Origin of the sequence: Bartonella sp. CL25QHWL (assembly GCF_042195335.1) — a bacterium.
Lineage (GTDB): Bacteria > Pseudomonadota > Alphaproteobacteria > Rhizobiales > Rhizobiaceae > Bartonella.
On the sequence record NZ_JBHIOE010000014.1, the window covers coordinates 16,166 to 36,529 of the forward strand.

At 38.5% G+C, this 20,364-nt stretch carries 16 protein-coding genes, 1 tRNA gene and 2 pseudogenes; 13 read left to right on the top strand and 6 right to left on the bottom strand.

The features are described from left to right. Positions 1-197: 197 nt before the first annotated feature. Both fumC and ACFILY_RS07800 read left to right on the top strand, forming a co-directional pair. Positions 198-413: pseudogene (fumC, locus tag ACFILY_RS07795) on the top strand (class II fumarate hydratase); the annotation flags it as partial. A 645-nt stretch (positions 414-1,058) separates the two neighbouring features. Further along, on the top strand, positions 1,059-1,946 hold the full coding sequence (locus tag ACFILY_RS07800; protein WP_375630962.1) for an outer membrane protein: 888 nt from the start codon (positions 1,059-1,061) through the stop codon (positions 1,944-1,946). A 1,614-nt stretch (positions 1,947-3,560) separates the two neighbouring features. Here the strand turns inward: ACFILY_RS07800 and ACFILY_RS07805 are convergent. Next, positions 3,561-3,645: transfer RNA gene (locus ACFILY_RS07805), tRNA-Leu, on the bottom strand. A 222-nt stretch (positions 3,646-3,867) separates the two neighbouring features. Here ACFILY_RS07805 and ACFILY_RS07810 point away from each other — a divergent pair. The 3 genes from ACFILY_RS07810 (at position 3,868) to ACFILY_RS07820 (ending at position 5,880) form a co-directional block, all read left to right on the top strand. Next, positions 3,868-4,473 carry a YqaA family protein gene (locus tag ACFILY_RS07810; protein ID WP_273790911.1) on the top strand — a complete coding sequence of 202 codons (606 nt, stop codon included), beginning with the start codon at positions 3,868-3,870 and terminating at the stop codon, positions 4,471-4,473. Between the two features lie 12 nt (positions 4,474-4,485). Further along, complete coding sequence (locus ACFILY_RS07815) at positions 4,486-5,058, top strand: disulfide bond formation protein B (RefSeq protein ID WP_273790912.1); 573 nt, start codon at positions 4,486-4,488, stop codon at positions 5,056-5,058. A gap of 297 nt (positions 5,059-5,355) precedes the next feature. Next, positions 5,356-5,880: a type II toxin-antitoxin system PemK/MazF family toxin gene (locus ACFILY_RS07820; RefSeq protein ID WP_273790913.1), complete on the top strand. Its 525-nt coding sequence runs from the start codon at positions 5,356-5,358 to the stop codon at positions 5,878-5,880. A 1,060-nt stretch (positions 5,881-6,940) separates the two neighbouring features. Here ACFILY_RS07820 and ACFILY_RS07825 read toward each other — a convergent pair. Further along, positions 6,941-7,153 (bottom strand): hypothetical protein, encoded by a 213-nt coding sequence (locus ACFILY_RS07825; protein ID WP_375637788.1) that lies wholly within the window; start codon positions 7,151-7,153, stop codon positions 6,941-6,943. 290 nt (positions 7,154-7,443) lie between these two features. Continuing rightward, a complete protein-coding gene (locus ACFILY_RS07830; protein ID WP_375637787.1) occupies positions 7,444-8,079 on the bottom strand; it encodes a hypothetical protein in 636 nt (211 codons plus the stop codon). A 1,076-nt stretch (positions 8,080-9,155) separates the two neighbouring features. Between ACFILY_RS07830 and ACFILY_RS07835 the strand changes: the two genes are divergently transcribed. The 3 genes and pseudogenes from ACFILY_RS07835 to dut (ACFILY_RS07845) all read left to right on the top strand — a co-directional run bounded on the left by ACFILY_RS07835 (position 9,156) and on the right by dut (ACFILY_RS07845) (position 11,412). Beyond that, positions 9,156-9,965 (top strand): VIT1/CCC1 transporter family protein, encoded by an 810-nt coding sequence (locus ACFILY_RS07835; protein ID WP_375637786.1) that lies wholly within the window; start codon positions 9,156-9,158, stop codon positions 9,963-9,965. A 259-nt stretch (positions 9,966-10,224) separates the two neighbouring features. Next, positions 10,225-10,755 (top strand): dUTP diphosphatase, encoded by a 531-nt coding sequence (dut, locus tag ACFILY_RS07840; RefSeq protein WP_375637785.1) that lies wholly within the window; start codon positions 10,225-10,227, stop codon positions 10,753-10,755. 86 nt (positions 10,756-10,841) lie between these two features. Continuing rightward, positions 10,842-11,412, top strand: a pseudogene (dut, locus tag ACFILY_RS07845) (dUTP diphosphatase). A 1,060-nt stretch (positions 11,413-12,472) separates the two neighbouring features. On the opposite strand, the gene ACFILY_RS07850 reads toward dut (ACFILY_RS07845), so the two are convergent. After that, entirely contained in the window at positions 12,473-13,054 is a 582-nt protein-coding gene (locus ACFILY_RS07850; protein ID WP_375630957.1) for a biopolymer transporter ExbD, read from the bottom strand. Continuing rightward, positions 13,051-13,953, bottom strand: a complete 903-nt coding sequence (locus ACFILY_RS07855; RefSeq protein ID WP_375630956.1) for a MotA/TolQ/ExbB proton channel family protein — start codon at positions 13,951-13,953, stop codon at positions 13,051-13,053. Before ACFILY_RS07855 ends, ACFILY_RS07850 begins: the two co-directional genes overlap by 4 nt. Positions 13,954-14,950: 997 nt before the next feature. On the opposite strand from ACFILY_RS07855, the gene ACFILY_RS07860 reads away from it, so the two are divergent. Together ACFILY_RS07860 and ACFILY_RS07865 are read left to right on the top strand one after the other, a co-directional pair. Continuing rightward, positions 14,951-15,289, top strand: a complete 339-nt coding sequence (locus ACFILY_RS07860; RefSeq protein ID WP_375613241.1) for a YqjD family protein — start codon at positions 14,951-14,953, stop codon at positions 15,287-15,289. Between the two features lie 3 nt (positions 15,290-15,292). Then, the gene (locus ACFILY_RS07865; RefSeq protein WP_375630955.1) at positions 15,293-15,736 is read left to right on the top strand and encodes a hypothetical protein; all 444 of its coding nucleotides are present in this window, start codon (positions 15,293-15,295) and stop codon (positions 15,734-15,736) included. A 599-nt stretch (positions 15,737-16,335) separates the two neighbouring features. On the opposite strand, the gene ACFILY_RS07870 is transcribed toward ACFILY_RS07865, so the two are convergent. Beyond that, positions 16,336-17,079: a nuclease gene (locus ACFILY_RS07870; protein ID WP_375637784.1), complete on the bottom strand. Its 744-nt coding sequence runs from the start codon at positions 17,077-17,079 to the stop codon at positions 16,336-16,338. 159 nt (positions 17,080-17,238) lie between these two features. Here ACFILY_RS07870 and ACFILY_RS07875 point away from each other — a divergent pair, with 159 nt between their 5' ends. The 3 genes from ACFILY_RS07875 to ACFILY_RS07885 are packed head-to-tail and all read left to right on the top strand — an operon-like array spanning position 17,239 to position 20,300. Next, complete coding sequence (locus ACFILY_RS07875; protein ID WP_375630953.1) at positions 17,239-17,589, top strand: TrbC/VirB2 family protein; 351 nt, start codon at positions 17,239-17,241, stop codon at positions 17,587-17,589. Positions 17,590-17,616: 27 nt separating this feature from the next. Continuing rightward, complete coding sequence (locus tag ACFILY_RS07880) at positions 17,617-17,943, top strand: type IV secretion system protein VirB3 (protein WP_273791704.1); 327 nt, start codon at positions 17,617-17,619, stop codon at positions 17,941-17,943. Next, complete coding sequence (locus ACFILY_RS07885; RefSeq protein WP_375673305.1) at positions 17,940-20,300, top strand: VirB4 family type IV secretion/conjugal transfer ATPase; 2,361 nt, start codon at positions 17,940-17,942, stop codon at positions 20,298-20,300. Before ACFILY_RS07880 ends, ACFILY_RS07885 begins: the two co-directional genes overlap by 4 nt. Positions 20,301-20,364 lie beyond the last annotated feature (64 nt).

Below are 20,364 nucleotides of genomic sequence, written 5' to 3' on the forward strand. Positions count from 1 at the left end.
GATTTATCGTTATATCATTCACGAGCCACCGTCGTGAAATGGGTTTAGAAACATTGAAAAATGTCTCCTCTATGAAGCGTGAAGATGGGTGCTCAATAGATTTATCGTTATATCATTCACGAGCCACCGTCGTGAAATGGGTTTAGAAACATTGAAAAATGTCTCCTCTATGAAGTGGAAAAGAGGTGCTCAATAGAGGAACAGCTGTTGGAACAAAATTCGATGCACTGAAAGGTTTTGACCTTTGCTGAAACAATTCACTCTCTGACGGGATATCCTTGACAGCTCGCAAGAAATTTGAGGCATTTGCCCCTTATGGCGCCCTCACCCATTTCCACAAAAACCTGAATGCACGCGCTAATCTCTTTAAAATAACCAACGACATTCAGTTTTTAGGCTCTCATCCACGTTCCGTCTTTAAGCGAACGGAAAGTTTATCATTTTACATGGCACATGAGAAACCTCTTGAAACTTGAGATTCTCGCCCTTTGCTCCTTCTTATTCTTTGTATTCCATTCAATCAATCAAAACTATTCGCTTGGATTGTCATAAGAAAAAGTAGCGTATAGATAAAAAAGAAATAAAGTCGCTCATCCCCTTAAGTGCTCAAAAGGCTATCGCCATACAAAGCTACGCAATATCAGAAACGAGCAAAGAATACGATAAAGAATATGATGGTGCCAATATGCATTTTTTACGACCAATTGAATATTAAGCACTTTGATATCAATCATAGTGGATAATATATTTAACACTTAATAACAAAAAGTGATTTTAATATATATAAAATAATATTTTTTAAACAAATAAAAAGCCTGTTTACTATATTATATTTTTTTCTAAAACACAGAGAACACTGAAGAAGCGTATATAAAAAATCCTTAAAAATCAATACAAACGCGGGATAATAGCATGAAAACAAGTTTTAAGAACACTTAAATATGGATAATTATAGAGTTTTTGAGTATTTTAATTTTCATAATGATATTAAATATAGATTTCTTTAATCAATTCGTGTATAATGCGCTTTGTATTTTAAATGAATTGGGGACGTTTTTATGAAAACAAAATGTTTAATTGCACTATCTATTTTCACTTTCATTACCGCTTCAACAGCGCAAGCAGCAGATACGGTAATCTTTGAGCAATCAAAACCGAAGGTTTCATTGCAAAATGATTCATCATCACGTATTTCACCGGTTACTGTTTCTGCGCCTTTTTCTTGGTCTGGTTTTTATTTTGGAGGACAAATTGGATATTTTTCCAATAAAAATACTCTAAATTACGCACAAGAAGCTAGAGACGGAAAATGGGCTTTGGTTGATAGAGATTTATCACCGAAACTATCAGGATTGAGAGCAGGTTTGTATGCAGGTTCTAATATTGATCTGGGAGATTTTGTTTTCGGTTTTGATACGGACATGGTTTGGTCTGGGAAGAAAAGTACCCAAACAGACAATGGAAAGAAAATTCTAGATAAATTAGACTCCATTAACATTGCCTTTGAAGAAGCTGGAATTCCTATCATAAAACCTGCCGCTCAGGATGAAACGATACCCAACCATGGTGACATTGTTGTTAGCGGTGTAACATTGAAAGAAACATGGTCTGGTGCCGCGCGCGCGCGTATTGGTTTTGCTTCCCATCGTCTTATGCCTTATATTGCAGGGGGTATAGCCTATAGACAGATGCAATATATCATGTCACTTTTATCAAAATCGCAAGAAGATTCGACAATTTTTGCTTCTGGCAATGTGTTAGATGAGACAAAAACAATGTTTGGTTACACTGTTGGTGGTGGTTTTGATCTTGCAATGACAGATAATATCATCATGCGTACAGAATATCGTTATTCAGATTTTTTTAAAAAGAAATTTGCAAACGATAACCTTAAAATCTCTTCTCAAACGCATGATGTTCGCTTTGGTATCGCTTATAAATTCTAAGTTTTGTAGAAAAATTGAACGATTAAAAAACCCTGTTAAAAACGGGGTTTTTTAATGCCCCTTTGCACTAAAAAGACGTAGATTCTAAAAACCAGTACTAAACTGTAAACAAATAATCACGAAACAATCCAACCTCTCCCTCTCTTAAAGCAAGCTCCTATCCTCTCAGCCTTTCATGTCGTGCATTGGGAATATATAAAAGCTTTACCACCATACCACTGGGCGCCATCGTAAAATAAATGAGAGCCGGTATTTAAGAGATATTTCTTTAAAAGAAATATGGATATTGTGCATCAATTGCAGTTTTATAGGATGATGTTGACTTGGCCTCCCCGCTCTTAAAGGATAAAGATTCTAAAAACCCATTTTAAAACACCATGTCCGTTTATAAAAGCACAAAAACTCTTGGGGACTCTTAAGGGGATCTTGGGCGAGCTTCTCTGGGCTCCTCCTCATGGAATGCCCTTAAGCCTAAAGCAAGACAAACACACTGAAGAATATTCAACACACAGCGAAAAAATACTGTAACGTTTCAAGGAAGTATGCCCTATATTACCACACTTCAAACGACCGTATTTTACAGCTATTGTATGCCAGAGTGGAGAAAGGATATTGCGGTTTTCTGTTTATGTAATTTCTGTAACGGGGAGACAGCTTCATTTGGAGAGAACATGAAGTTGTCAAGGTAAAAAACCAATTTCCAACCTTACCATTTCCCTCTGCTTTACAACTTTCAAAAGCCTCTAAAACACTATTTTTTTAAACCTCTAAAACTCTGTCTTTTAAAGAGTGGAGATTACGCATTGCCTCATGCTTTTGTTGCTCACATATCTTTTTGGCGATCACGCCCCTCATGTCATACGACAACGCTTCAAACCAAACACACTCAAATTCAAGACACTTTGGTTGCCAATGCACATGCGTGTTTTAAAGAAACATCTCTCAAAACCCTCAAGCCCATTTTGCGACAGCACCTACAAGAATATAAAATCTATAAAGCCTCTAAAGCACTATTTTTTTAAACCTCTAAAACTCTGTCTTTTAAAGAGTGGAGATTACGCATTGCCTCATGCTTTTGTTGCTCACATATCTTTTTGGCGATCACGCCCCTCATGTCATACGACAACGCTTCAAACCAAACACACTCAAATTCAAGACACTTTGGTTGCCAATGCACATGCGTGTTTTAAAGAAACATCTCTCAAAACCCTCAAGCCCATTTTGCGACAGCACCTACAAGAATATAAAATCTATAGAGCACCATCTCTACACTTCATAAAAGTGCAAGCTGGCACCATCCATCATACACTTTACCTCCAATGATGCCCTTGAAACGGCATAAGAGGCATTTTTATTCATTTTTTGTAAAATTTCACTCCACGCGAGAGCTCATCTAGCTTGTAACGTACGAGCGACATGATTTTGGTTGATTTACTATAAGCAGACTTGAAATGAGAGAATCCTACGGTATTCGAGGTTTTTCATTCAACATGCAAAACATTGAACACGGTCTATAAATCCCATGTTTTATAAATCCCCCCATATTTTATAAATCCCATGTTTTATAAACCAAAGTGATGCGCCATAACAGGATAAAGGGAAATACTTATGAGATGGTGCGGGTGGTCGGACTCGAACCGACACTCCTCTCGGAACCAGATTTTGAGTCTGGCGCGTCTACCAGTTCCACCACACCCGCACACTTTTATAAAAGACAGGACTATAAAAGATAGACTTGTCGATTATTCCTTTGCACTATATGAAGAAGCACAGATTCGTCAACAGAAGACTTCTCATTTTTTAAGAATTCATATCATTTTCTGATCTATTTTATGGAATATTTTCTTTATTGGATTTCTCTACCGGATTTATAGCAATCTCATTTGTAAAGTCTTTACCTCTTAAACTTATAAAAAGCCTCATGATATTAAACAAATTAAAGCTTTGGACGATTTCTTTAGCAAATCGGCGTACAGCACCACACTGGCTTGGTTTCATTGCCTTTATTGAAAGTTCTGTTTTTCCAATTCCCATAGATGTTTTATATATTCCGATGCTTCTTATCCATCAAAAGCGGGTTTATCGTTATGCTTTGATTGCGACAATCTGTTCTGTATTAGGAGGCATTGCCGGTTGGTTTATCGGACATTTTGCCTATGATACCCTTGCCAAACCCATTTTAGAAATTTATGGTAAGGTTGAAAGTTTTGAATCTCTGAAAAATAGTGCAACCCTGCAATTTCTAATCATTTTACTGATAACATCAGGTTTTTTTCATCTTCCCCCCATCAAGATTGTCACAATTTTGGCCGGTGTAATGAGTGTACGTCTTGAACTTTTCATGCTTATTTGTATTTTTTCTAGAGGCGCTCGTTTTTATCTTCTCGCGTGGCTGATTAAACATTTTGGACAAAAAGCAATGAATTTTTTAGTACAGCATTTCAAATGGATTGTTCTCATTGGTTGTGTTAGCCTCCTTTTAATTTATGGGATTTTCATAGCTTTTTTAAACAGGAAGCTTTTATAAGGAACAGACTTAATGGCATGCGTTTTGTCTTCTCACCCACTTTTACACAAGCACCTTCATCTTGAACCCAGCAGAAAAGAACAAAGTTTGTGGGCTTTTTTTCTTGCTTTTTGCTTGTCTGCCACAATAGGTATTGCCCTTGGTTTTGAACATTTCGGAGGGTATCTTCCTTGCGATTTATGTCTCATAGAGCGTTTCCCCTATTATGGGGCCATACCATTTTTGCTTTTAGCAGGTTTTGGGGCATATTTTTTTCGCATAACTGCTTGGGTACAACTTTTATTTTTGTGTGTTTTTGTCTTAATGTGCATCAGCCTTGTTTTAGCCATTTATCATGCGGGTGTTGAATATGGCTTTTGGGCTGCTCCCCTCAGTTGTGGTTTAAGCGCAGTGAGAAAAACCTCAGACATTAACCAGCTGCTCAGCCAATTAAACAACATTCATCCCCCTTCTTGTTCTGAAGCATCCGCACGCTTTCTTTTTCTTTCATTTGCCGGTTGGAATGTCGTCTCAAGCCTATTTTTCAGCCTTATAAGCCTCTATATTACTTCAAAAGGCATTCTTTCAAGCAATAAAAAACTCTAACCATAAAATAGAAACGAAACCGCGTTCACTCGTTCTCTCCAATCGCTTCCCCCCTAACCAACAACTCTCCAGTCACCAATCCCCACCCAAAACCACCCACCGCCAAACCAACCCACCAACACCAACGAGTCACCAACATCCCTCCTCTAGCGTTGTACTCAAAAGACAAAAATAAGCAGATACATCCATTTTATGGTTTCACCTCTCTGTACTTATAAGCAACATTTTGATAAAAACTCGTGATAGAAAAGCCGTAAAATAATAAGTGAGGGGACCAATAAATATAAATGGTCTGCTATGGCTGAAGATAAGAATACAGAGCCTTCTACCCTATCACCTATTTCCTTAGATATAACCAAACTTGAAGAACCATGTGTTATGATGGAACATGATCATAATGCATGGCGCGAGCATATAAAAGAAAGGGATTTAAATGCGCCTTACGAAAAACCACCTCATATAAAACCACGAATCAAATCGGCACCACGCATCAGGCAAGTTTTTTGGTGCGATTTTCCTCATGATTCGATACTCCCTGAATTTTGGAAAAAGCGGCCTGTTTTAGTGCTTTCTAAGAATGCAAAATTATATGGAAATGTGACAGTTTTACCTTTTTCAACGAAATCACAACCCAATAATCCCGCTGCGTATCCAATACAATCTCCCATAGAGAATAAAAAAGCGTGGATTATCTGCAATTATGTCACAACAGTTTCTGTAAGTCGTTTAAGTTGCTCACGTACCGTTCCAAGGTTATCCTGCGAAGATTTTCATAAAGTTGTAGCTCTGATGCTCAAATATTTACCGCATTTACAGTATTGACTTTTGGGAAAAATAAGTGTACCTATATCAGCATACACGGCATCAGTAATGGTGACCGCTTCCCCGCAAGGGGAGATAGGAACGAAGGAGTGGGAAACCGCTCCTTTCGTCATTTTTAGTATTTTTTTGAAAACTGCCATTTTTTGCAACCTTCCCTAGAACATATCCAACATTCATTCTCCACCGTTGTTGTTTTGAAATATCTGCGATTTGGGATAAGCAGAAGACAATATCCACACCTTGGATCCGGTAAAGTTTCCCATGGAGATTACCGAGATATTGTACATACTTATCATTTCATTGCACAAAAAATCATGCTGCCGTTGCTTAAACTTTATATGATTTTCCGCAATGGGAATATCTTTCCAAGATTGAAAAAAAGCTTCGCTTTATATGACCACACCTCAAACGATCGTATTTGACGAGATAACAAAGAAAATTCTCTAATAAACCAGAAATCAACACCCGACCGATTTCTATCTCTTCACCAAAAACAATTGTTTATTGCCCTAACCACATTATTTCACCGGTCACATGATCTAACATAGCTTTTGCAGATAGATTTTCTTCCCTGTTCTCCTAGAAACGATCTATGCTATTTTGGGATTTACTGCTGAATTGCTTATGCTTGCACTTTGAATGCCTTTTTTCTCACCATATAAAAGGTAGATAAAAAAATAATTTCGTTTATCAGCTTTATTTTAAAGACATACCTATTTTTACAGGATACGTTTTCCTTTCTATCAGCCCTATCGCATTTAATACACTTGTCGTTTCTAAACATGAACAACCAAGCATCACAATGGAACAATAGACATCCATCACTTTCATGGGCACTTGCATTGACAAGAGATAAACAAGAGTATTGATCATCACACACGGAGCAAAAATCTATAGCGACTACGCCATAGACTTTCGCCACGCACGGGTTATTCTTAAAGCATATTTATGATGAGATAATCATTTATGACATCATTTTTGTTACGCCACAGAACGGGTTTTGCTATTGTGCAAATTTTTCAAGAGAAATCCTCACTCGCTCATAGATGACAAGATTTCTTTATGGAGAAAGCGTATGGCGCTCAGCTTTGACCTTTTCCATAACAAGGATAAGTTCAAACTTTAACCAACACGACAATACACCTATTCTAAACGATTTACACACCACCTCATCAGCAACAGGCTGCTCCAATATCGGTGTATTTATCGGTGCATTGACTTGAGGATTTTTTGCACTTCCACGCACCGTAAAAAAAGAAAATATTTTTATCATTTTCAACTCCATTTTAATTGATTTGGATTTTAAAAATGACCAAAAAAATCAAACAAAAATAGAGAGGTAAGTTACGAAAACTACAGGGTAAATTTTACTGCCCCAAAATGTCTATTTTCCCCCGCCTGAACAGTCAGAGGAACACTATAAAAAATATTTTTATTGAAAAACAATTACTTATAATCTAGGGAAGAAAAGTAAAAATCCCCCCAGAAAAAGAGATTATCTTCAAAATTATCAAAAAAAGCAGCACAATTTTAGTGATCTTTTTATTTTTTTTTTTGATAAAATTAATTGGCAGGTGTCTTAGGCGCCCCTCCGGTAGGTTCCCAATTCGCAACAGCCGCTAATTCCTCAATAAGCTTCTCTCTTGGTAAATTATTATCATCTACCAACTTGTACTGAACGGCATTTTCACTAAGCCACTTTATAAGCGTTCCTTTAACAGTTTTACCACCCTCAGCCTCACTCACCGCTTCCCATGCCGCAACAATAGCAGCAAGCTTTGGAGCATAACGTGGATGCGTTGGATCTTGAAACGCATATTTTTGATCCTTAGTCTCAGCAAAATTATCCTCAGGGAAAAAAAACGCAGGACGCAGACCACGCAATAAAAGCCATTTTTTTAAATCATCAACGAGAACATATGAGGAATATGTCTCTATATAATTAGAAAAACTCGACCATTCTATCTTTAATTGATCGTCTTTTCCTGCCTGAACTATGGCATTATAAGCTCCTCGGAAACAAGCAGTTTTCTCTGATGATACGGAAAGGTTATCTTCGTAAATATCACTCTTTTCTGGTTCTGTTTCATCGTGAAACAAACACTTTCCTGGATTTAATCCAACTATTAAAAGCGCTGCCTGCGGTATTGTTAGTTTGTGCAAACCCAAAAACCATTCTAAACTATCATCAATTTCCATATATGCTCCCTTTTTTTCTGCACAATTTCGCTCTTTTTTAAAAACATCAAAAACGTTTGTTAACGCGTAGAGATTATGCACTTTTCACATTTCAACTCATCCCATACTTTAAATAAAAACACAGCACCCACACCCTTCCTTGTGATACACAAAAAAATGATTTGAATTGCTTCAATATAAGAAGTTTTGAAATGAGAGGAATCCTACTGAATTTTGGGCTTTCATGCAAGATATCAGGCAAGTTACAAGGCAATAAATGCCCCTTCATAAAGCATAAATTTTTATGCGTGATCAAATAATTTGATATGATAATATCTCTGTCATTTATACACTCCCACCCTTAAACCTGCCCCTGCAATTACAGCACAAAAGATAATTCGTTACACGCTAACAAATCCACCTAAATGCAAAAGCTGTAACAACGCTAAAATGCGCGTAAATATTATAAGAATACTGTCTTACACCTCCACAAGCAGAATGAGTGGCGTAAAACTGTACAATAAAATGCCATGCCTATAATGAACCGTGCTAAAGACTGTCGCAACACTGGGAGCTAAGGTGTATGATGATGCCAGCTTGCTCTTTTATGAAGCGTAAAGATTAAGAAGACTCAATGAAGTTTATATTATTTCATGAACATTTTGCGGCTCTACCCTTCTATACTCTTCACGGGGGCCCACCCTCGCGAAATGGGCTTTTATCCCTTGAAAAAGGTCTCTTTTAAAGAATCATTTCAAATTCTAAGAGCTGTTACAGTCTTTTGAACGCATCAAATGAATGATGATGCTAGCTTATTCCTTTCCTATATTCTCGAGCATCAATACATTAGAATGCTCCATTCAAACGCCCCTTTAGCAAAATAAAGCACATTGTCTCTTAAATTTTTTCACGTAATCATTTCTTTCATGCGCCCCTGTCGTCTCCATTTAATGAATCTCCTTATACTTTCTCAGCATCCCATCACCTTTTTTCTCAGTGCAACCTTTTTGTAATTTGTCAGTTTTTAACTTTTAGATTGACTTTCGGTTTATTTTTCTTATGTTTTAGAATTATTCTAAAGTGCAGAGGAACAGAAAATGTTGAGATCGTTTTTTTCATTTGTACAACGTAAAGCTCTGTCCTTTCGTTCAGCACAAAACGTGATACTTAAAGCGCTCAAATTAAAAGAGCAACATGCGGCGCTCTATTTAAAATATGCAAAAGCTCTAGAACCTTATTCCTCTAAGGAAGCCGCGGTTTTTACCGCTATGGGGCTTCAAGAGCTTAAAAATTATAAGCAACTTTTGTGCCTTTCTTGTCATAATCGTGCAAACACTATCGGTTCATTATGTGACAAAACTTCTCTTGTGAAAGAAAAGAGCCGCCATCCCTCCCAAAAAACAACAGCGGCAAATCACACCATAAAAAAACCTTCAAAAACGCAAAGACAAACACTTTTGACTTGGATTCAACCAGGTCTTGCAGGATTAATGGATGGCTCTGTCTCTACCCTTGCCCCCATTTTTGCCGCAGCTTTTGCCACGGGAGACACGCATCAAACTTTTTTGATAGGGCTCTCAGCTTCAATTGGTGCGGGACTTTCAATGGGTTTTACAGAAGCAGCCCATGATGACGGCAAATTATCAGGGCGTGGTTCGCCATTAAAAAGAGGTCTTGCCAGCGGCATCATGACAACATTAGGAGGACTAGGTCATACTCTTCCCTATTTGATCAACTCTTTTTATGTAGCGACAATTATTGCTTTTATCATTGTTTTTTTCGAACTAGGCGCCATCGTCTGGATTCAGAACAAATTCATGTCCACTCCCTTTTGGCGCGCCTCTTTACAGGTCATCATTGGGGGAGCTCTGGTTTTTGCCACGGGTATTCTTATCGGTAGTATCTAAAAAATCTTATCTGTAACCATAATTTAGATCTCAAATAAGCGCATGCCCCTAGGCATAAGCCATCCTTGATGATGCCATTATTGAAAAATGCCTTTGATGATGTTAGGTGGTGTTGTGGAATATTTTAGGTCAGTAAGAGATGATAAGCAAGCTCTGGGGACAACCTATATCCACACACCTTTATCGACTTGGTTTTATAGATATCTTTTGTTAAAGTATCATTTTCTTCTAGACCTCATATTTTGGAAATGCCTTGATCATGTCGCACACTGAAACCAACGCCCCTTTAAACAACCATCCTGTCTCTTCTCAATCTTCACGTGCCCAGACTTTATTTGTTCAGCGTCTTGCACACGGACAAGGTTTAGAACTTCCTTGCTACGCGACAGCAGGTTCTGCGGGTCTTGATCTACGGGCAGCAATTGGAGAAGAAGAAACGCTTGTTCTTGCCCCTGGGCAGCGGGCACTTATTCCAACAGGTCTCATTTTTCATTTATCTCTTGGGTTTGAAGCACAAATACGTCCACGCTCTGGCTTAGCCTTAAAACACGGCATCACATGCCTCAACACTCCAGGAACGATTGATAGTGACTACCGTGGTGAAGTCAAAGTCCTTCTTATCAATTTAGGACAAGAAGACTTTTCAATCCAACGGGGCATGCGCATTGCCCAAACAGTCATCGCCCCCGTATCCCAAGTTAATGTTTGCGCCATTGAACCAGAGCAAAATACCCAAAGCCATAACGAGAGCCGTGGAACAGGAGGTTTTGGTTCAACGGGACACACTTAAGAAGCTCTGAAAAAATCGCTATCCTTAAAATATAACACACACTTATTCTAATCACTCTTTCACTTAAAACCCCTTGGGCTTTTAAAGTGCAGAAGGAGTGCGCATTTGCTTTCAAAGTTTTTTCACTAAACGCCCCTCTAAACGGGCATCCTTACTCTTCTCCTGTCTCTTCTCAATCTTCACATGCCCAGACTTTATCCGTTCAGCATCTTGCACTTGGGACAAGAAAGCTTCCTCACTACGCAACGGCTGGTTCTGCGGGTCTTGGATTTACAAGCAGCAAATTGGTAAAGAAGAAACGCTTGTTCTTGCCCCTGGGCAGCGGACACTTATTCCAACAGGTCTCATTTTTCATTTATCACGTGGGGTTTGAAGCACGCATCCGTCCACGCTCTGGCTTAGCCTTAAAACACGGGCATCACATGCCTCAACACTCCAGGAACGATTGAGTGTGACTATCCGGAAGTGAAGTCAAACTCCTTCTTATCAATTTAGACCAAGAAGACTTTTCCATTTAAACGGGGCATGCGCATTGCCCAAACAGTCATCGCCCCCGTATCTCAAGTTAATGTTTGCGCCATTGAACCAGAGCAAAATACCCAAAGCCATAACGAGAGCCGTGGAACAGGAGGTTTTGGTTCAACGGGACATACTTAAGAAGCTCTGAAAAATCGCTCCTCTCAAAATAACACACATACTTATTCCAACCACTCTTTCACTGGAAATTCTTTGCGCTTTTAAAGTGCAGAAGGAGTGCGCATTTGCTTTCAAAGTTTTTTCACTAAACGCCCCTCTAAATAATCATCTCTCAATTACGTCTCTCACGCTATACAAAACTTCATTATCACCAGATACCCCTCCCCCATAACAAAAACATTGGCATTAACCATTGAGCGTTCACACACTGCTTGTAATGTCGACAATCTATACATCATACTGGAAATTCTTTGCGCTTTTAAAGTGCAGAGGGAATGCGCATTTGCTTTCAAAGTTTTTTCACTAAACGCCCCTCTAAATAATCATCTCTCAATTACGTCTCTCACGCTATACAAAACTTCATTATCACCCGATCCCTCTCCCCCATAACAAAAACATTGGCATTAACCATTGAGCGTTCACACACCACTTGTAATGTCGACAATCTATACATCATATTGATTTATAATAATAATCAATTGTCTTTCAACTTAAATGAGAGATCTCAATACTGTAAGATTGTTTCATGGCAAGCCTATTGATATTAAATCAATCAAAAGCATGTTTCTCACATTCCAAACGTGGTTAGCATACAGATAAAAACTGAAAAAATGCCTACAATGAATACGTGTCCTAAACACTGTCGCAACATTGGGAAAAAAATATAAATACGATAATGGTGCTCGCTTACTCTTTTATTAAGCATAAAGAGAGTGAGGTTCGATAGATTTTTTGATTATTTTACGGGGGCTTTACGGTTATACCATTTATGAACACCGCCGCAAAAAGAGCTTTAAGATGTATTAAGACACACAACAATCGCCTCTGCTGTTTTCTTGATCGCACCTCTTGCGGCAAGATGAGTAGAGCTTAATCCTAAAAAACCGATTCAATATATGAACCCCCTGCGTAATATCAAACCCATGCGTATTTGGTTTAATAAATCCACGGAACCCTCATCAATTTCACTCTACAACTTTGAGTAATATGCTTTGCTTCCTGCAACAAAGTCTGTTTTTTATCACTGATCAGAGACATCGGCTGGAATATTAGCGTTTCCCGTAGTGCTCGTTGTTACGGCATCCACATGCCCCACAACGTTACCACCCGCTCCATCGACAGCAGCGTTCGCTACCCCTGTTGTTTTATTATTGATCTCACCTCTTGAGACAAGATTGGTAGAGTTTTGCAATCCTACAAGACCGATTTTATGATATCCAGCCATGCGTATTTGATTTAATAAATCGATGACAGTACCATAATCAATTTCGCTATCCGCTTTGATTAAAATTTTTGTCTCTAAATTTTGCGTCGTTTCCCTCAACAAAGCTTCTCTCAAAGCTGCTTGTTCTACAAGATGATCACCAATGTAAAGAGAACGATCTTTTTGCAACGTAACATAAAGAGGTTCATCAGACTGAACCACTGAAGGTGCTTGAGTTATAGAAGGAAGCTGAACGGAAATGGCAGATGTTGCCAAAGGCGCTGCAACCATAAAAACAATAAGCAACACCAATACAACATCAATAAAAGGGGTCACATTGATTTCGCTTTGCAACCCACTCTCGTCTATATCCCAATCATTATTAAGGCTTGCTTTCATTTTTTATGACTTTTCTGTTGTCTTTGTCTATCAAGTTCACGGCTCAAGAGCCTTTCAAGAGCAGCAGCGATATCACCTAAATCACTACGATAACCACTCAAAGCACGCATAAGGCTATTATACATAACAACGGCGGGAATAGCCACAAAAAGCCCAACAGCCGTTGCGAATAAGGCTTCAGCAATTCCAGGCGCCACCACATCAAGTCGCGTTGTTTGAGACTGAGCAATCCCAATAAAAGAATTCATAATTCCCCAAACAGTTGCAAAAAGACCAACAAAAGGAGCAATTGCGCCAATAGTTGCAAGAACAGCGCTTCCACATGCAACACGGCGTGTAGCAGCCAGCAAGCAGCGTGACAAAAGTGAATGAACCCTTTCTTTTAAACCTTCATGAACATCGCGAGCCTTAGCATCGCGAACATCGCGGGAAACATCTTCATATTGATTGCTCTCCTCATAAAAGAGAATATCTTCAATCGTTTGTGCCCTTTCCTCTGTACTGGTTTTTTCACCAGAGCTTTCGTTTATCCCTTCAGGAGCAGAAAAATGAACCTGTTGTGCAGAAAGATACACCTCTTTAAGGACTTCTTTGAGAAAAAACACACCAGCCCCTTTGCTTTCTTTCAAGCTAGCTGCCAAACGCGTAAGAGTCTGAGCATTTAGAACCAATTGAAGTTCATGACGTACTCTTCGTTTTACCAAAGTGATCTCAACAATTTTCACAAAAGCAATTGTCCAAGACATAAGAGAAGCAAGTAACAAAATAATGATAACGGCTTTCACCACCCAATCAGCAGCCATAAACATAGAAAGAGGAGAAAAATCATGCACTGTCAATACAGCAGACATATTATCTAAAGGGACTGTTTTATCTAAAGGGACTGTTTCAGATTCCATTTTTATCTCACATTCTTGTGCTCTTATCTTTATTTATGAGCTGGATCGTCACCCCGCATAGCATCACTGTTCCAAAATGCCACTACCCTTTTAACGTCACTTGTGTATTCCTCTTAAGAAAGAAAACTTGATAAATCAAGTATAGTTTTATTCCACAAGCTCTCTCTTGTTTTAAAGAAATTACTCAAGAAATTTTTCTCTAACAATTCAACAAGTTTATCTTACCCAATCAATTTATTGCATAAATTAGGCAAAATGATAAACTTACAAGAAGTATCGCATATAATATTTTAATTTATAAGAATAATTTATCATCGTTCCTGTTAAATAAATCTCTCATATCGCAAAGTTTCTCTCATTTCAGCGGCTCTTTTAAAGCCAACAAAATATTTGCTTACATGAAACAAGCAGCAAAAATATCATAAAACTCTTGAAAAAAAGGATACGCACATCTCTAAAAACCCGTGCACTGAAGTCCCTATCCTAAAATAAAAATATACCTTACGTTTAAAAAAAGAACGATCGCAATATCTTAAACTGACCAAAAGTATCATGGGGAGCGCGTGTTGCCCCCAAATACATAGAGAGCAAAGAGCCGCAATATTATTTTCTTTTTCTTCTGCAAAAGCATAAAAATGACATTATTTCTGCCGCAAAATCGCAACAACGATGTTTTTTACCTGTCACAAGCCTAAAAAATAAACCTCAACAGGCTTTTTAAAAAACTTTTATAAAAAACTGCGCCACGAGAAACTGAAGAATGGTGCTAAATTGCTGCAAAAGCATAAGACAATTCTCAACAGATGCGACCCTTTACAGACAAAGCATATCGTATAGGAAAGATTTATTTTATCAAAAACAGTTTTAAATTCGACAAAATGAAAGGAACCAAAAAAAGCTTTTGGCGTTACTCAAGCAGTGAAAATTTTCACTCCAATGCAAATGATCACTATGAACACACCAATACAAATATAATGAATCAAGAGGGAAAAATACCATGGCCCATAATAAAACAACACAGCACGATAAATCAGCCGTAGAAAAAGACCAACAAAAAGACCTACAAGGACAATTAGAAACGTTACGCACTGAAATTTCAGGGATTACCTCAACCCTAACAGATCTTGGTGCAAACAAATTCAACGCCGCCAAAGACAAAGCGGAAAAACTATATCACTCAGCGAAAGAAAGTGGTGAAGACATGATGTCTCAAGCAAAAGACAAAATCAGTGATCTTGAACAAACCATGAATCAATGCGTTCGCAAAAATCCTGGCAAAAGCGTTTTGTTTGCCGCAGGGGTTGGTTTTATTCTTTCTCAATTACTGCGTCGTTAAGCAATGCATAAGTTTATCGCGCCTCTTTTAAACCATCTTGTCGGTGGAGGGCTTAAAAGCACAGTCAAGCAAGTACGCCTTCAAGCAATTTTCTATGGGTTTATTGGCATTTCATTCTTCATGTCTTTGCTTTTTTTATGTACCATCGGTTTTATTGCGTTATGTTCTGTTATGAAGCCTCTTGCTGCCGCCAGTATCATGTTTTTAATTTGTCTTTCTCTTGCAGGATTAGGTCTTATTATCAGTCGCGTTCTCAAAACTTATCAACGCTATGACCAACAAAAAAAGACAGAAGAACAACGCCACAAACTCATGACAGATGCGACCGTTTCCAGCCTTGCAGCTCTCAGTCAACATCTCCCTTTTGCCAAATTGGGTGTTCCCATTCTCGGACTTGCAACTTATTTTTTGTGGAAAAAAGATAAAAAAGACCGCTTTTCAAAGTAAAATATGTAAAACTGTCACTCTAAATTCCCCCTCAGTGTGCTTTCTTTTATAGCAAAAGAAAGCACATTTTTTTCCTCATAGTCTCTTTAGCTTCTTCAAAAGCCTGAAAAAAAATCCCCTTCATTTTGCTAAAAATTCCATAGAACCGCTACACTCTCTTTCAGATTGCAACCCATATTTCATGAACATAACAACATAAGGCAAAACTTACATTAAAAATTCTGGTTTGATTTGAAGCAATTGGTTGTTTTTTGAAGGCAAGGTGTTTTCAGTTTTACCTTTTCTCTATTTTTTCATAAGCCTTTTTTCATGACCATAGGTCACATCAGTAGTTTGCATGTGTTCAGATTTTTCTGAACACTCATGTTTGTTACAATGACTATTTTGTTTAGGGGAAGGAAACGCGCTCTCCCATAGCGCTGTAGTGAGCAACCTATATGCGTAAGCGAGCTTTAAACACAACAATTTTCCATAACGAGCGTTGTCCACCAAGGACTGTGTGGATTATAATTAACTTTTTTCTGATAAGATTCGCAGTAGAATATTGTCTTGATTTTTAAATAGCGCTTGAGAGAACGCTTTATCAATAATGGTCAATATTAATTATGGTCAATGGGATTATAGCTTCCATGATCTCTTCGCCAATCTTCTGGTTGTTGAAATTGGCTCGACCATAAACCGTTTTGTGCTTTTTGAGCAGCAGATTGTAAGTTTTTATAGTCTGCTGGGGATGGAAAATGATGCTGATCTTTTGTCAACACCATCAACCCTTCTGCCAGCCCCAACCGCGCCAGATCAACCCCATCTACAAAACATTGTGCATAATGAACCTGTTGAATGACACGTGCTTGCCGACAAGTAACCTTTTTATCAATTGTTTTTGAAACAAGCCAAGCCGTAACAAAAGCACCGCAAGGCCACTTAACTCCGTTGCGTGAGGCAAATTGCCTCATTTCACAGCTTTCCACACCATATAAGCGGATATCACGGATAATCTTTTTTCTCCACCCATCATCTACAAGCGTAATCATTTTAAAGGTCACACCACTTGTAACCTGTATAGCACCGGAATAGACCGGCACATTTTCTTCATAAAATTGTGATGCGAGTGGTTCTGGATGCAATACCACATTTTGTTGGTTTACGTCTTGTTGGTTTGCATAATCTATCAATTGTGACTTCGGATTTTGAACGGGGTTTCCAATTGTCTTTTCTGATCCTTTTAAAAAAGAAGTTTGAGTAAGTTGTTCATTATGTTGACTTAAATAAAAGTATCCTAAAATAATAATACAAATTAAGATAATATATTTAGGCGCTGATCGAAGATATTTTAAAAGTATCATTTTGAATATTGCTGTATTTTATTGTTCATTAAATAATAAAAGATTAAATATTATTAATTTATCGATAGAAAAATTTATTTTTTTCATTTATATGATTCCCGATTAATATTTTGAATATTAATTTTATGATCAACTTAAACATAAAGCGGGGGAATTTTCATGAAAAACATGAATAATTCGTTCATTAATGAACATACCTTACAAAAAACTATTCTATCCAACACCCAAAAGAAATGGTTAACAGCAGCATTGATGCTGTTTATTGCCTTCATCGCACTGAGTGAACCAGCATTTGCCGCAGGTGACTTTGGAAAAATTGAAGGCGCTCTTGATAAATTAGTCAAAGCTTTAACAGGAAACATTGCAAAATCGATTGCGACGATTGCGGTTGCTGGTATTGGGCTTGCATGGATTGCTGGTTATGTTGAAATGCGTAAAGCTTTCTTTGTTTGTGTTGGCATCGGCATTGTTTTTGGTGCACCACAAATCGCATCAATGTTTATGTCTTAATTCGCTTAACTTTAGCCTTTCAAAGCCATGAAAGAGCACGACAAGCTAACAGAAGATACGTTATTTCTTGCTTGCACGCGCCCTGCAATGATCGCAGGCGTGACGGTGGAAGCTATGGGATTAAATGCGATAGGAACGATGATGTTGTTTATTATGACAGGCAATATTTTTCTTATCACCTTTGGTGTGATGCTGCATTTCATATTCAAGGAAATCCTAAAGCATGACCATAACAAATTTCGTATTCTTCTGACATGGCAAAAGACATCTATTTTTGCCAGAAATTCGAGTCTATGGGGTGGGGGAAGTATTTCTCCATTACGATTAATTCGTAATTATGAGGAATTACAATGAATAGAACAGAGCGCAAACGTGAAAAGCAGCCAGAGGCGATCATTCCTTATGTGCGCCATGTCAATAAACACATCATTGCGCTGGATTCACGCGCTCTCATGAGCGTTATTAAACTTGAAGGCATTAACTTTGAGACAGCGGATATTATTGATCTGAATGTGCTTCACGAACAGCTCAATAATCTGTTTAAAAACATAGCGGATGAACGGATAGCGCTTTATAGCCATATTATCAGAAAGCGTGAAACTGTTTATCCGGATGGGACTTTCAGATCGGCATTTGCCAAGCAATTAGATGATAAATATCGCGACCGGATGATTTCACAGGAGCTTTATCGCAATGAGCTTTATCTTTCGATTTTGTGGAATCCACACGTTGATCAAACGGATAAATTAGTGGAGTTTTTCAAACGTTTAGGCAAAGCCAAGCAAGAAAAGACAGAAGTTGATGCAGAGTCCATTCGCAAGCTTGAAGATATTACAACAGATCTTATTCAAAATTTAGAGCGCTATGGTGCAAGAAGATTGAGTCTTTATGAACATGAAGGCAATATTTATTCGCAGCAAAGTGAGTTTATCCACCAATTGGTGGGAGGTCGTCGTGAACGTATCCCTCTCACATGGGGGACGATAGCTTCAACTGTTTATTCAGACCGTCTCATTTTTGGAAAAGAGATCATAGAAATACGCACCGAGGCGGCACAGCGGTTTGCGGGCATGTTTGGTTGGAAAGAATATCCAGCAAAAACTAGGGTAGGCATGGCGGATGGTTTGCTCACCCTTCCCTTTGAGTTTATTTTCACCCAATCTTTTATTTTCAAGAGCAAAAATGCTGCCAAGCAAATTATGGGGCGCAAACAAAACCAAATGGTCAATGCAGGAGACCGTGCGGGCTCACAAATTATGGAACTTGATGATGCGCTTGATGATCTTGAATCCAATCGTTTTGTTTTAGGGGAACATCATTTATCATTGGCAGTTTTTGCTGATACGCCGCAAGAGTTAGCGGATAATCTTGCCAAAGCGCGTTCTCGTCTTACAGATGGTGGGGCTGTCATTGCGCGGGAAGATTTAGGGTTAGCAGCGGCTTGGTGGGCACAATTGCCTGGCAATTATGCTTATCGCACCCGCTCTGGTGCAATAACAAGCCGCAATTATGCAGCGCTTTCTCCATTTCATTCTTTTCCGGTTGGGAAAATAGATGGCAATGTATGGGGACCAGCGGTAGCCTTGATGAAAACCTCTGCTGGTTCACCGTTTTATTTTAACTTTCACTTTGGTGATTTAGGCAATACGTTTGTTTGTGGTCCCTCTGGTTCTGGGAAAACGGTTATTGTCAATTTTCTTTTAGCGCAACTTCAAAAGCATGATCCCAATATGGTCTTTTTTGACAAAGATCGGGGCGCAGAACTTTTTGTCAGAGCGGGTGGCGGCACTTATATGCCCTTGAAGAATGGTAGACCGACAGGCATAGCACCGCTAAAAGGCTTAGACTATAACAATCCAGCAGATAGAGTTTTTTTACGCCAATGGATTATAAAGCTTGTTTCGTCTGAAGATCAAAAGATCAGTGAATCAGAAAGACAAGATATTTCTGCTGCTGTTGACCAACTTGCCTTATTACCCAAAGAACAACGGACAATATCGGCCTTACAAATGTTTTTTGACACCACGCACAGGGAGGGGATAGCGGGTCGTTTAGAAAGATGGTGTAAAGGCAATGCCTTAGGGTGGGTTTTTGACAATCCTGATGACGACATTGGCATTGATGCAAAATTTATTGGTTATGACATGACGGATTTTTTAGACAATAATGAAATTCGTCCACCCTTGATGATGTATCTTTTTCATAGGATTTTGTCTCTGATTGATGGACGCCGTATTATCATTGTCATTGATGAGTTCTGGAAAGCCTTAGAGGATGATTCCTTTAAAGCCTTTGCGCAAGACAGGCTGAAAACTATCCGTAAACAAAATGGTTTGATGTTGTTTGCAACGCAATCTCCCAAAGATGCAATCAATTCGACCATTGCCCACACCATTATAGAGCAATGCCCAACACAAATTTATTTTCCCAATCAAAAGGGCAATCATGGGGATTATGTAGAAGGTTTTAAATTATCGGACAGAGAATTTAACCTGATACAATCAGAATTAAGCCGTGAGTCACGGCGTTTTCTCATCAAACAAGGACAAAGTTCAGTTGTAGCAGAACTAAATTTACACGGCTTTGATGATGAAATAGCCATTTTAAGTGGCACCACCAAGAATATTGAACTCCTAGAGACCATTATGGATGAAGTTGGACAATCTCCAGAAAAATGGCTTCCTATTTTTCAAGAAAGGTCAAAGCAATGAAAAAACTTTTATTGGCAACAGCCGTCTATGCAGCTTCATTTGGCTTTCAAACAAATGCATTCGC